At 69.0% G+C, this 12,725-nt stretch carries 11 protein-coding genes; 5 read left to right on the top strand and 6 right to left on the bottom strand.

Annotated elements, in window-relative coordinates; genetic code table 11:
- Nucleotides 1-52 precede the first annotated feature (52 nt).
- Complete coding sequence (locus ACZ48X_RS09020) at nucleotides 53-580, top strand: GNAT family N-acetyltransferase (RefSeq protein WP_336352246.1); 528 nt, start codon at nucleotides 53-55, stop codon at nucleotides 578-580.
- Nucleotides 581-586: 6 nt separating this feature from the next.
- On the opposite strand, the gene ACZ48X_RS09025 is transcribed toward ACZ48X_RS09020, so the two are convergent.
- Both ACZ48X_RS09025 and ACZ48X_RS09030 read right to left on the bottom strand, forming a co-directional pair.
- Nucleotides 587-964 (bottom strand): hypothetical protein, encoded by a 378-nt coding sequence (locus tag ACZ48X_RS09025; RefSeq protein WP_336352245.1) that lies wholly within the window; start codon nucleotides 962-964, stop codon nucleotides 587-589.
- Between the two features lie 144 nt (nucleotides 965-1,108).
- Nucleotides 1,109-1,732, bottom strand: a complete 624-nt coding sequence (locus tag ACZ48X_RS09030) for a DUF7978 family protein (RefSeq protein ID WP_336352244.1) — start codon at nucleotides 1,730-1,732, stop codon at nucleotides 1,109-1,111.
- A 170-nt stretch (nucleotides 1,733-1,902) separates the two neighbouring features.
- Between ACZ48X_RS09030 and ACZ48X_RS09035 the strand changes: the two genes are divergently transcribed.
- The 3 genes from ACZ48X_RS09035 (at nucleotide 1,903) to ACZ48X_RS09045 (ending at nucleotide 6,137) form a co-directional block, all read left to right on the top strand.
- On the top strand, nucleotides 1,903-2,979 hold the full coding sequence (locus ACZ48X_RS09035) for a M24 family metallopeptidase (RefSeq protein WP_336352243.1): 1,077 nt from the start codon (nucleotides 1,903-1,905) through the stop codon (nucleotides 2,977-2,979).
- Between the two features lie 211 nt (nucleotides 2,980-3,190).
- A complete protein-coding gene (locus tag ACZ48X_RS09040; RefSeq protein ID WP_336352242.1) occupies nucleotides 3,191-5,449 on the top strand; it encodes an NADP-dependent malic enzyme in 2,259 nt (752 codons plus the stop codon).
- Between the two features lie 220 nt (nucleotides 5,450-5,669).
- Nucleotides 5,670-6,137, top strand: coding sequence for a hypothetical protein (locus ACZ48X_RS09045; RefSeq protein WP_336352241.1), 468 nt, complete (start codon nucleotides 5,670-5,672; stop codon nucleotides 6,135-6,137).
- A 136-nt stretch (nucleotides 6,138-6,273) separates the two neighbouring features.
- Here the strand turns inward: ACZ48X_RS09045 and ACZ48X_RS09050 are convergent, their stop codons facing one another.
- A complete protein-coding gene (locus ACZ48X_RS09050) occupies nucleotides 6,274-6,897 on the bottom strand; it encodes a reverse transcriptase-like protein (protein ID WP_336352240.1) in 624 nt (207 codons plus the stop codon).
- A gap of 140 nt (nucleotides 6,898-7,037) precedes the next feature.
- On the opposite strand from ACZ48X_RS09050, the gene ACZ48X_RS09055 reads away from it, so the two are divergent.
- The gene (locus ACZ48X_RS09055; protein ID WP_336352239.1) at nucleotides 7,038-7,967 is read left to right on the top strand and encodes a DMT family transporter; all 930 of its coding nucleotides are present in this window, start codon (nucleotides 7,038-7,040) and stop codon (nucleotides 7,965-7,967) included.
- 90 nt (nucleotides 7,968-8,057) lie between these two features.
- On the opposite strand, the gene ACZ48X_RS09060 is transcribed toward ACZ48X_RS09055, so the two are convergent.
- The 3 genes from ACZ48X_RS09060 to ACZ48X_RS09070 form a co-directional block, all read right to left on the bottom strand.
- Nucleotides 8,058-8,291, bottom strand: coding sequence for a DUF8028 family protein (locus tag ACZ48X_RS09060; RefSeq protein WP_336352238.1), 234 nt, complete (start codon nucleotides 8,289-8,291; stop codon nucleotides 8,058-8,060).
- A 304-nt stretch (nucleotides 8,292-8,595) separates the two neighbouring features.
- Nucleotides 8,596-10,209, bottom strand: coding sequence for a hypothetical protein (locus ACZ48X_RS09065; RefSeq protein ID WP_336352237.1), 1,614 nt, complete (start codon nucleotides 10,207-10,209; stop codon nucleotides 8,596-8,598).
- A 204-nt stretch (nucleotides 10,210-10,413) separates the two neighbouring features.
- Entirely contained in the window at nucleotides 10,414-12,636 is a 2,223-nt protein-coding gene (locus ACZ48X_RS09070) for a CDC48 family AAA ATPase (protein ID WP_336352236.1), read from the bottom strand.
- Nucleotides 12,637-12,725 lie beyond the last annotated feature (89 nt).

Consider the following 12,725-nt stretch of genomic DNA (forward strand, 5'->3'; position numbering starts at 1 on the left):
TCACGGGGACCGGACCGCAACGTTCCTGTCGGTCCCGCCTGCACCCTCTCGCATGGACGCGACCATCCGCCCGTACGACGCCGAGTGCGACCGCGACGCGCTCTGGGAGTTGAAGACCGGGTTCGAGACCGGGCTCGGTGCAGGCACCGGCGACGACGAGAAGCAGGCGACGTACGAGGACAAGCTCACTGACGCGTATCGCGCGGACTGGCTGGACTGGGTGGACCGCTGCGTCGCCGACGACGAACGCTGCGTGACCGTCGCGAGCGCGCCCGACGGCCACGAGGACGCGGGAGGGGACGGCGGCGAGACGCTGCTCGGGTACGTGTTCGTGCTCCCCGAGCGCCTCGCGTTCGTCTGGGACGCCGCCGTCCTCAACGAACTCTACGTCGCGCCCGACGCACGCGGGACCGGCGTCGCGGACGACCTCATGGACGCCGCGGTCGCGCTCGCTCGCGACCAGTCCCTCCCGCTCGACCGGCTCGTGCTCGACGTCGACCGCGAGAACGACCGCGCGAAGGCGTTCTACGACCGCCACGGGTTCGCACACTGGGGCGAGATGGTCGCCCGCGAACTGTAGACTGCGTCAGACCGACCGCGATGGGTCCGCCGTGTCGTCGCCCGAACGAGAGACGAAGAACGCGCTCAGCAGGAGAAGCACGCCCACGACCAGCAACTGTGGGCCGACCGCAACGCCGACCATCCCCACGACGAGTACCACGCCGCTCCCAATCCAGAGCGGAAGCTCCGTACCGGTGTACGCGCTACCGAGACACAGGAGGCTCACGAGGACCGGGAGGACCGCGAGGGAGAGCAGCACCACGTTCCCGGCTTCCAATGCAGTCGCGGCGGTCCCGTCGACCGTCGTAACGTCCGTGAACAGCAAGTACGCAGCGGACGCGACGGCGACCGCCGATGCGACGGTCGTCGTCGCCAGGCCGAGTTCGTACGATGACCCACCCATAAGGTATCTAGCCATTCCGTCCCTCGCAGTAAGTAGTACCGACGCGAGGCCGCGCACTGGGGCGAGATGGTCGCCCGCGAACTGGCGGTGCAGAGAAGCAGTCAGTCGAGTCGGACGGCGTCGACGCGGGGAGACGCAGTCGAGTCAGGCGACGTCGGCGAGGACGCCGCCGATGGCGCCGAAGACGACGGGGTAGACGACGCCCGCGATGATGATGGCGTTCGCGAGCGGGACGGTGAGGCTGCCGGCGTCGCCCTCGGCGCTGAACGCGATGGCGCCGACGACGGCGAGCGCGAGCTGGCCGACGACGACGAGCGCGCCCGCGGCGGCGGACTGGCCGGTGCCGCGGATGCTCGGCGACGACGCGACCGCGTAGCCGGCGGCGACGAGCGCGACGGCGGGGACGAGGTACGCGAGCGCGAGCAGCGAGCTGTCGGCGAGCGCGATGAGGCTGAACGTCGACTCGGAGAGCGCGCCCTCGAACGTCACCTCGACGAACTGCGCGTTGAAGAGCACGTAGCCGGCGGCCTTCCACGCGGGGACGCTATCGCGGACGATACCGATGACCGCCTGGTTCAGGGCCTCGCCGATGCTGTCCGGCTCGGGGAGTTCGACGAACGTCCACAGGAGGAACGAGACGACGTACGTCGCGACGAACGCGGCGGCGCCGGCGCCGGCACCGCGGATCGCCGTGGACGCGTCGATGCCGCTGCGGGCCGTGCTACCGCCGGTCGCTGCGTCGTGGTCGCGGGTCGAACGGGCACACATATCAACTACCGGTATCGAACGGGTGCGTAATAAACGAGGGGCTAGGTGTCCGTTGCCCAACGTGTCGATGCGGCTGGCGCCTCGATGGTTCGTCTGGGGGGCGCGAATCGCGGTCGTTCCGCGGTGCGCGAACCGACGGGATTACGGCGCGTCCACTCGACGGCGCTGGTATGGAACGACGGCGACTCGACGACTACCTCGACGCGGAGGACCTGGCGTCGGTGTGGTTCGCGCGCCCCGAGGGGTTCGCGTGGCTGACCGGCGGCGACAACCGCGTCGACCACGAGGCGGGCATCGGCGTGGCGGCAGCGGGCTACGACGGCGAGGACGTGACCGTCGTCGCACCGAACAACGAGACCGAGCGATTGCGCGACGAGGAACTCGCCGAGGACGTGACCGTCGTCGAGTACCCCTGGCACGAGCGCGACCTGCCGGCGGCGGTCGCGGCGGTCGCGAGCCAGCCGGCTGTGGCGGACGTGGACGTCCCCGGGTTCGGTGACGTGGACGCGAGCGCGCTCCGCCAGCCGCTCTCCGAGCGCGACCGCGAGCAGTACGCGGACGTCGGCCGACGCACCGCCGCCGCGGTCGAGGCGGTCTGCACGGAGCTCCAGTCGACTGACACCGAGGGCGAGGTCGCGTCCGCGCTCTCGGTCGCGCTCTCGGTGCGCGAACTCACCGCGCCGGTCGTCCTCGTCGGCGGCGCCGACCGCGCCGCGCCGTACCGGCACTTCACGCCGACGGAGAACCAGCTCGGTGACTACGCGATCGTCTCCGTGACGGCGTACGACGACGGCCTGTACGCGTCGTGTACGCGAACGGTCGCGTTCGACGCGCCCGACTGGCTCGCCGACCGCCACGAGGCGGCGGCGCGCGTGGAGACGACGGCGCTCGCGGCGACGCGCGCCGTCGGTCGCGACGACGGCACCGCCGCGGACGTCTTCGAGCACGTCCAGGCAGCGTACGACGCGGTCGGGTGGCCCGACGAGTGGCGCGAGCACCACCAGGGCGGCGCCGCCGGGTACGCCGGCCGCGAGTGGATCGCGACCCCGACGAGTACCGAGCCCGTGCACCTCCCGCAGGGGTACGCGTGGAACCCGACCGTCGAGGGCGCCAAGAGCGAAGGCACGGTGCTCGTCGACGACGACGGGTTCGAGCCGCTGACGACGGGCGACGACTGGCCGACCATCTCGGTCGACGCCGTCGACTTCGACGTGACCCTGGAACGCCCCGCCGTCTACGACGCCTGACCGCGGTCGCTTCTCCCGGTTCGTTCCCCGCAACGCGAGCGCCGTCGACGTACGTCACCTGACGACGCCGACGAACCGGCCAGACCGTGGCCGGTGGCGTCGTACGCCGGAATCCGACCATGGACGCCCCCGGTCGCGCCGCCCGGTTATCGACAGTCGTCGAATGTGGCTTTCGATTACCTTTTAGTCCGCGCCGGTGGTGGGTTCCTCCATGGGACTCGACGAGGACTCACTGGACTATCACGCGGAGGACCCCCCCGGGAAGCTCGAGATATCGACGACGAAGCCGACGAACACCCAGCGGGACCTCTCGCTCGCGTACTCGCCCGGCGTCGCCGCGCCCTGCGAGGCGATCGCGGCGAACGAGGACGACGCGTACAAGTACACCGCGAAGGGGAACCTCGTGGGCGTCGTCTCCAACGGGAGCGCCGTCCTCGGCCTCGGCGACATCGGCGCCGCTGCCTCCAAACCCGTCATGGAAGGCAAGGGCGTGCTCTTCAAGCGGTTCGCGGACATCGACGTGTTCGACATCGAACTCGACCAGGACGACCCCGAGAAGATCATCGAGGCCGTCGACGCGATGGGCCCGACGTTCGGTGGGATCAACCTCGAGGACATCAAAGCGCCGGAGTGCTTCCAGATCGAGGAGGCGCTCAAGGACTCGATGGACGTCCCCGTCTTCCACGACGACCAGCACGGGACCGCCATCATCTCCGGCGCGGCGCTCGTCAACGCCGCCGAGATATCCGGCAAGAACCTCGAGGACCTCGACATCGTGTTCTCCGGTGCCGGCGCCTCGGCCATCGCGACCGCGCGATTCTACGTCTCCCTCGGCGCGAAGAAGGAGAACATCACGATGTGCGACTCCTCGGGCATCATCACCCAGGAACGCGCGGACGCCGGCGACGTCAACGAGTACAAACAGCAGTTCGCGCGAGACGTCCCCGGCGGGGACCTCGCGGACGCGATGGACGGCGCGGACGTCTTCGTCGGCCTCTCCATCGGCGGCCTCGTCAGTCAGGAGATGGTGCAGTCGATGGCGAGCGACCCCATCGTGTTCGCGATGGCGAACCCCGACCCCGAGATCGGGTACGAGGAAGCGAAGGCGGCGCGCGACGACACCGTCATCATGGCGACCGGGCGCTCCGACTACCCGAACCAGGTGAACAACGTCCTCGGGTTCCCGTTCATCTTCCGCGGGGCGCTCGACGTGCGCGCGACCGAGATCAACGAGGAGATGAAGGTCGCCGCGGCGCGAGCGCTCGCGGAACTCGCACAGAAGGACGTCCCGGACGCGGTCGTGAAGGCGTACGGCGACCAGCCCCTGCAGTTCGGCGCGGACTACATCATCCCGAAGCCCCTCGACCCGCGCGTCCTGTTCGAGGTCGCGCCCGCGGTCGCCGAGGCCGCGATGGACTCCGGGTGCGCGCGGCACGAGGTCGAACTCGACGCGTACGAGGAGCGCCTCGAAGCACGGCTCGGGAAGTCCCGCGAGATGATGCGCGTCGTCCTGAACAAGGCAAAGAGCGACCCGAAGCGCATCGCGCTCGCCGAGGGGACCGACGAGAAGATGATCCGGGCGGCGTACCAGCTCGAGGAGCAAGGTATCGCGGAGCCGGTGCTCATCGGGAACCCGAAGACGATCGCGAAGACGACCGAACGCCTCGGGCTGGACTTCGAGCCGGAGGTCGCGAACCCCCGCGAGGCCGGCGAGTACGAGGAGTACGCGAAACGCCTGCACGACATCCGCAAGCGCAAGGGCCTCACGGAGAACGAGGCCCGCGACCTCGTGCGCCGTGACTCGAACTACTTCGGGAGCGTGATGGTCGAATCCGGCGACGCGGACGCCCTCATGACGGGGCTCACGCATCACTACCCGAGCGCGCTCCGGCCGCCGCTGCAGGTCATCGGGACCGCCGAGGACGCGGACTACGCCGCGGGCGTCTACATGCTGACGTTCAAGAACCGCGTCATCTTCTGCGCTGACGCAACCGTGAACCAGGACCCGGACGCGAAGGTGCTCGCCGAGGTCGCAGAACACACCGCCGACCTGGCCCGCGAGTTCAACGTCGACCCGCGCGTCGCGATGCTCAGCTACTCGAACTTCGGGAGCGTCGACAACCCCGGCACCCGCAAACCCCGGCGCGCCGCGCGGATGCTCCGCGAGAACCCCGAGTTCGACGCGCCCGTCGACGGCGAGATGCAAGCGGACACCGCCGTCGTCGAGGACATCCTCGAAGGCACGTACGACTTCAGCGACCTCGAAGGGCCCGCGAACGTCCTCGTCTTCCCGAACCTCGAAGCCGGGAACATCGGGTACAAGCTCCTCCAGCGCCTCGGCGGCGCGGACGCCATCGGCCCGATGCTCGTCGGCATGGACAAACCCGTGCACGTCCTCCAGCGCGGCGACGAGGTCAAGGACATCGTCAACCTCGCCGGCGTCGCCGTCGTCGACGCGCAAGAGAACTGAGCGAGCTTCCGCGCTCACCTTTTCGCCCACGTTTTGCGGACCGCGAACGAAACGAGGCGACGCAGTCGCCTCGATGGCGAACGCGTCGTCGCGCTCGCCAGCGGCGAGACGTGATGGCTCGGACACGCTGGAGGTGGTCGTCTGGAGACGCGCGCGAGTTGGTCAAATCGGCGTTTGTCTCTCCGGCCGGCTTTTTTCAGTGGGCGTCGTCGGTGGATGCGTGAAGCGACGGGAGTTCGTCGCGGCTGCGGTCAGCGTGGCCTGTGCGGGAGTCGTCGGTGCGTCCCAGGCCGACGAATTCGCGTCGGCGTCGGCGTCGCGCCCGGACCGACTCGACGACGCTGGAGCGGCCGCGAGTGCGGACGCCAGCACCGAGACCGACGCTTCGGCGACCGAGGCCGAGGACGAACTGGCGGAGCCGGCGACGCTCGAGGTCGTGTCGACGGCGTCGGGGACGACGCCCGTCCACTTCCGGCTGGTGCACGAGACTGGGAGGGTCGCGTACGACGACGTCCGCGAGATGACCTACGGGGAGCGCGCGTACCTCTCCGGGCGCTGCGAGCGCGGCGAGACGTACGTGTTCTCGCTCGCAGTCGACGGCGCGACACTCGTCCGCGAGACCATCGAACCCGGCGAGCGCGCCGTGTTCGAGTTACTCGACGAGACGACCGTCTCTGTGGTCGCCTGACCGACGCAACTGAACGCGAAGCATCCGTTTTCGGGAGCGAGAGACTGCCCCGTGGATGGACCGCGAGCCTCGAAGGCCACCTTTTCGCCCACGTTTTGCGGGCCGCGACCGAAGGGAGCGGCCCGACAAAAGGTGGTTAGTCGGAGGCGTGGCGGTCGGCGCGGCTCGGCGGCGGGTACTGCGGGCTGGACCCTGGTGACTCGGGGAGCACGCACCGGTCGGGCTCCTCGTTGACGTGCGCGTACTCGCGGGGTGCGTTCGCGAGGTAGTGCGCGGGGTTGTCCTCGGAGTGGATGCGCGCGGCACGCACCTCGTCGAACCCGGAGACGCGAGCGCGGATGCCGCGCCAGTGGTGCTCGCTCGCCGTCGGCACCTCGATGGCGCGCGTCGGCTGCCAGTCCGGGTGGTGGCCGGCGAGGACGGCGGTGTTCACGTTCCCGGCGAGTTCGTCGTGGTCGACGAGCACGCCGACGCTGGCTGTGCGCGGTGCACGCTCGGCGACGACGTCGAGGCCGAGGTGGAGCGCGCGGTATTCGGCGACGTTGTTGTCGGGCGCATCGTCGCTTGCGGCGATGCGAGCGACGCGCTCGCCGTCTCGAGTCTCGATGACGGCGCCGATACCCCCGTCGTCGTTCGCGCGGAACGACCCGTCCGTCGCCACGTAGAAATCACGATGGTGGGTCCGGGGCGGGTGCGCGATGTGGGGGGTCGGCGACTCATCGAACAGGTCCCGCAGTGCGGGACGGCCGTGAGCGGCCATAGCTGACAGGATGCGACTCTCAGACTTAAATCCATCCCCCGTGAGAGACCATAGCACACGAGAGCGCTCGGGAGTTTCGGTAGCGGCAGACAGCCCTTCGAATCGAAGCATTGAGGCTGGGGCCCGTCGTCGCGTTCGACGTGAGTCGCTATCGAGACGTCGTCCTGTTCGTCGTCCTCGCCGCCGTCTGGGGGAGCGCGTTCCTCGCCATCAAGGAAGGCGTCGAGGTCGTCCCACCCGTGCTGTTCGCGGCACTCCGATACGACATCGCGGGTGTCATCATGCTCGCGTACGCCGCCTGGCGCGTCGACCACTGGATTCCCAGTGGCCGCGGCGAGTGGGCGCTGATCGCGGCCGGCGCGACGCTCATGATCGCCGCGTACCACGCCCTCCTGTTCGTCGGCGAGACCGACCCGGCGGTCACGTCCGCGGTCGCCGCCGTCCTCGTCGCACTCTCGCCAGTCCTGACCACCGGGTTCTCGCGACTGCTCGTCCCCGACAACCCCGTGACGCCCGCGACCGTCGCCGGCACGCTCCTCGCGCTCGTCGGCGTCGCCGTCCTCGTCCGCCCCGACCCCGCGAACCTCCTCGCCGGCGGCGCGGTCGCGAAGACGCTCGTCTTCCTCGCCGCCGCATCGTTCGCGCTCGGGAGCGTCCTGACGAAGGTCCCCGACGCCGAGCTCCCCATCGAGACGATGCAAGCGTGGTCGATGACCGGCGGTGCACTCATCATGCACGGCATCTCCCTCGGGCTCGGCGAGACGCAGACGTTCGGCGTCGAGTGGACGACGACCGCGCTCTGGTCGCTCGCGTACCTCTCCCTCGCCGCCTCCGCACTCGGCTTCCTCCTCTACTTCTACCTCCTCGAGCGCCTCGGCCCCATCGAGATCAACATGGTGAGTTACGTCGCCCCGATATTCGCTGCACTCGCAGGGTGGGCGATACGGGGCGAAGTGCCGACCGCGTACACGGTCGTCGGGTTCCTCGTCATCTTCGCCGGGTTCGCGCTCGTGAAACGCGACGCGCTCCGCGAGGAGGTCGCGTCACTCCAGCGGTCGCTCTCGTCCTGAGAACGTACGACGGCGACGCCGAGTGAGGGAGGGAGTCGATTCCAGCGTCGCCGAGTGGAGGAAGGCAGTCGATTCGAGCGTTGCGTCGGTTCAGTGGTCGCCGTGGCCGTGCCCGACGACGAGCGCGAGGACGTTCAGGGCGAACAGCGCGAGGAACGCGAGCGTGTCCGGGGTCCCGTCGAGTCCGGTCAGCAGGAGCGGGATGTGGAGGAACGGGAGTGCGACTGCGCTCCAGAAGCCCAGGAAGCGCACTGGCTTGACGACCGATTCGGTGACGTGCCGCGAGCGGGGGAGGACGCGGGAGTCGGAGAGCGGGGATGCCATCGTATCTCCACCATGGACGGACAGGAGCATATAATGCCGAGATTATTCGACCGGTTTCAACTCTTTTCACCGCGCTCTAGTCAACACATTAACCTTTCATGAGCGGCCGAGAGACGTCTAGACGTTTTACAATCGCCTTAGAGCCAGTCGTAGTATCCGGGCTCGCCTCGGATGTTAGTCGGTAACTACTAGGGCAGTAGCACGCCACCACCGCGTGACCACGCGGTCCGAGTGCGCCGCGAGCACGCGACCACGCGCCACCACGGAGCCACCACGACCAACTCGTTCACCGCGAGTTACCGGTTCAGACGGCCGGTTCGCCACCGATTGCCGGCAGTCGGCTGCGAGAGTCGTGCGAACCCACGGCCAGACCGTCTGACAGCCCACTCGCGGCGCGCGAGTCCAGGGCCGAGTGCACGAGCACTGGGCCAGCACGCTCGCGGACGGGCGCGTTCGCCGACGGACCGGTCGTCCCGTTCGCCGAGTCGTTCGTCGACGCGACGAGCCGGACCGTGCGCTCGACGCGGACCTCCTCGTAGCGGACGACGACGGTGACGTTCCCGGTCGCGTCCGGCGTCGTCACCTGCCAGCTCGCGGTCGTCGTCTCGCCCGCCGGGACCGTCGTCCTGACGCGCGTCGTCGCCGTTCCGACCGTCACGACCGCGTCCTCGCTCGCGCGCTCGTTCCCGACGTTCGAGAGCGTCGCGTTCACGCGCATCGTCCCGTCCGCCGGCGCCGTCTCCGGGACCGCGACCGCGTCCGCGACGACCTCCGGGCCGACGACGACGAACGACGCGTTCGCACCCACGAATCGCTCGCGCGCCGTGGACGCCTTCGACGCCGACACCGTCGCGTTCCCCGGCGCGTAGAACGGGAACGAGACGCGACCGTCCGCCCCCGTCGGGTACGCGCTCCCGTAGAGTTCCACGGACGCGCCGACGCGCTCGCCCGTATCCGTCCGTCGAACGACGAACCGAGCACGCTCGCCCTCCCGAACCGGGTTCGGCGACACCGACACCGAGAGCGGAACGGGAATCCGTCGCACGTCGACGCGCGCCCGACCGTCGACGAACCGAACCGCCTGCGTCCGGTTCGCGCCCGCCACGACGACCACCTCGCCCGCGGCGTCGAAGCGCACGGTCGCCACGCCGTCCGCGCCCGTCGCGACCGTCCGACCGTCGAGCGACAGCGTCGCGTTCACCGCCTCACCCGTGTCTCGCCGCTGCACCGACACCGCGACCGGTTCGTCGACCCGGGGCGCGCTCCGGTTCGCGGTCGCGACCAACGCCACCGCTCGCCGCTCCACCGTCACCGCCCCAGTCGCCTCGACGAACCGGTACTCCGCAGTCGGCTCCTTCGACGCCCGCACTTCGAACTCGCCAGCGACGTCGAAGGTCACGTTCGCGACGCCGTCCGCGCCAGTCCGAACGGTCTCCCCGTCAGCAGCGACGACCGCATCGACGGCGCTCCCGTTCTCGCGAGCCACGCGAACCGGCATCGACTCGCCAGTCACCACGGACTCGGGGACCGACACCGACAGCGCACTCTCGAACCGCCGCACCCGGAGGGTCGTCGTCGCCGACCGATTCCCGTCCGGACGCACCCCAGTCACCTCGTACGACCCCGGGTCGTCGACCGACACCACAGCTGTCCCATCGCCACTCGTCGCGTACGACGCACCCGCAACTCGAACCGTCGCGTCGCTCACCGGCTTCCCATCGACCGACACCGTCACCGCAACCAGGTCGCCGGGGTCCACCGCCGACCGATTCACCGACACCGACACCCGGCCGTCCTCGCTCTGGTCGCGGAACGGGAACACCGGCCCGCTCTCCCCACCCGAGAGCGTCGCCGGCGACATCACCCCCACGACCCATAGGCCGACGACGGCGACGACGATACCGACGAGCAAGAGCACCTGCGGGTCACGAGTCGGTCGATACGGACCGTTTGCGGTACGACGCGTCGAGGTAACCGAAGACACTGGCGCGTCCTAAGCGGAGCGCGCGTAAAATCGTTTCCGCAGGCACTCGCCCCGAACCAGCCGGTCACCGACCACCGAACACCGGCAACAGAAGAACGCACGCAGTCGACTACTGGAAGCCGATACGGCCGCGCTCGACTACTGGAAGCCGATACGGCCGCCCCGGCGGTCGCGGGTCTCCGCGGCGCCGCCGCGGAACTCGTCCTCGATCTGGTCGTAGTACTCGAGGAGGTCGTCCGTGATGGTGGGACGGACGGACTCCATCGCGGTCCGGAAGTGCTTCATGTCGACCGCGGTCGCCTCGTCGTCCGCGCGCAACGCCTCGATGGCGGCTTCGCGCGCGATGGACTCCAGGTCGCTGCCGACGTACCCGTCGGTCATCTCCGCGAGCTCGCGGAGACTCACGTCCGGCGACAGCGGCGTGTCCTCCGTGTGGATGCGGAGGATCTGCTCGCGACCCTCGAGCTCGGGCTGGCCGACCATCACGAGGCGGTCGAACCGCCCCGACCGGATGAGTGCAGGGTCGATCATGTCCGGGCGGTTCGTCGCCCCGATGACCATCACCTCGCCCATCTCCTCCAGGCCGTCCAGTTCGGTCAGAAGCTGGTTGACGACGCGCTCGCTGACGTTCGACCCGACCTCGCCACCACGGGCGGGGGCGAGCGAGTCGAGCTCGTCGAAGAAGATCACCGTGGGGGAGACCTGGCGGGCCTTCCGGAACGTCTGCCGGATCGCCTTCTCGGACTCACCGACCCACTTCGAGAGCAGTTGGGGACCGCGGACGCTGATGAAGTTCGCGTTCGTCTCGTTCGCGACCGCCTTCGCCATCAGCGTCTTCCCCGTCCCCGGCGGCCCGTAGAGCAGGACGCCCGCCGGCGGGTCGATACCCATCCGCTCGAACTTCTCCGGGTTATTGAGCGGCCACTGGATGGACTCCTCGATGTTCTGCTTCGCGTCGTCGAGCCCGCCGACGTCGTCCCACGTGATCTTCGGGAGTTCGACGAGGACCTCCCGCATCGCACTCGGCTCCACCTCGTTGAGCGCGCCACGGAAGTCGTCGCGCTTCACGATCATGCGGTCGATGAGGCTCGGCGGGATGTCCTCCTCGTCCAGGTCGATCTCGGGGAGGTACCGCCGGAGTGCCTTCATCGCCGCTTCCTTCGTGAGGCTCTCGATGTCCGCGCCGACGAACCCGTGCGTCTCGCTCGCGAGACTCGGGAGGTTCACGTCGTCGGAGAGCGGCATCCCGCGCGTGTGAATCTGGAGGATCTCCTCGCGGCCCGTCTCGTCAGGCACGCCGATCTCGATCTCGCGGTCGAACCGGCCCGGGCGACGGAGCGCTGGGTCGACGGAGTCGACGCGATTGGTGGCGGCGATGACGATGACCTGCCCCCGACTCTCGAGGCCGTCCATCATCGTCAACAGCTGCGCGACGACGCGACGCTCGACCTCGCCCGTGACGTCCTCGCGCTTGGGCGCGATGGAGTCGAGTTCGTCGATGAAGATGATGGAGGGCGACTCCTCGGTCGCGTCCTCGAAGATCTCGCGGAGCTGTTGCTCGGACTCGCCGTAGTACTTCGAGATGATCTCGGGGCCCGCGATGGAGAAGAAGCTCGCGGACGTCTCGTTCGCGACCGCCTTCGCCAACAAGGTCTTCCCGGTGCCCGGCGGGCCGTGCAGGAGCACGCCCTGGGGCGGCTCGATGCCGAGCTTCTTGAAGATCTGGGGGTGCTTCATCGGGAGTTCGACCATCTCCCGGACGCGCTGGATCTCGCCTTGGAGGCCGCCGATGTCCTCGTACGTGATGCCGCCCCCGGTCTTCTCGAACCCGCTGATGGGTTCCTCGCGGAGTTCGACGTCGGTGTCCTCGGTGATGAGGACGACGCCCTCCGGCTGGGTCTCCACCGCGATGAGCGGGATCGCCTGCCCGGGCGAGCGCATGAACGGATGGTTCGTCGAGGACATCACGGGCACGATGTCGCGCTCGACGACCGGGCGCTTCAGGATCTGGCGTTTGACCATGCCCGCCGCGTCGCTCCCGAACTGCACGCTCGCTTCCTCGGGCGGTGCGAGCGTGAGCTTGTCCGCTTTCGTCGCTTCGGCCTTCCGGATGGTCACGCGTTCGCCGATACCGACGTCGGCGTTCTGCCGCGTGAACCCGTCGATGCGGACGGTGTCGGTGTTCCAGTCCTGTCGGTCCGCGCGCCAGACCTTCGCCGCGGTCGTGTCCGCACCTTCTATCTCGATGATGTCGCCGGGACTGAGCTTCAGGTGCAGGAGCGTGTCCGGGTCAAGTCGCGCGATACCGCGCCCCGAGTCGTTCGGGTACGCCTTCGCCACCTCCAGTTGGACTTCGTTCATGATTTGGGGACTGCCTGGATGGTCGAACGTGGGTCTCCGGTCCCGATATGTCTTTTGCTCAGACGGGGTTTCGGCGGTCCGTCACCGTC

The organism is Halorubellus litoreus (assembly GCF_055378595.1).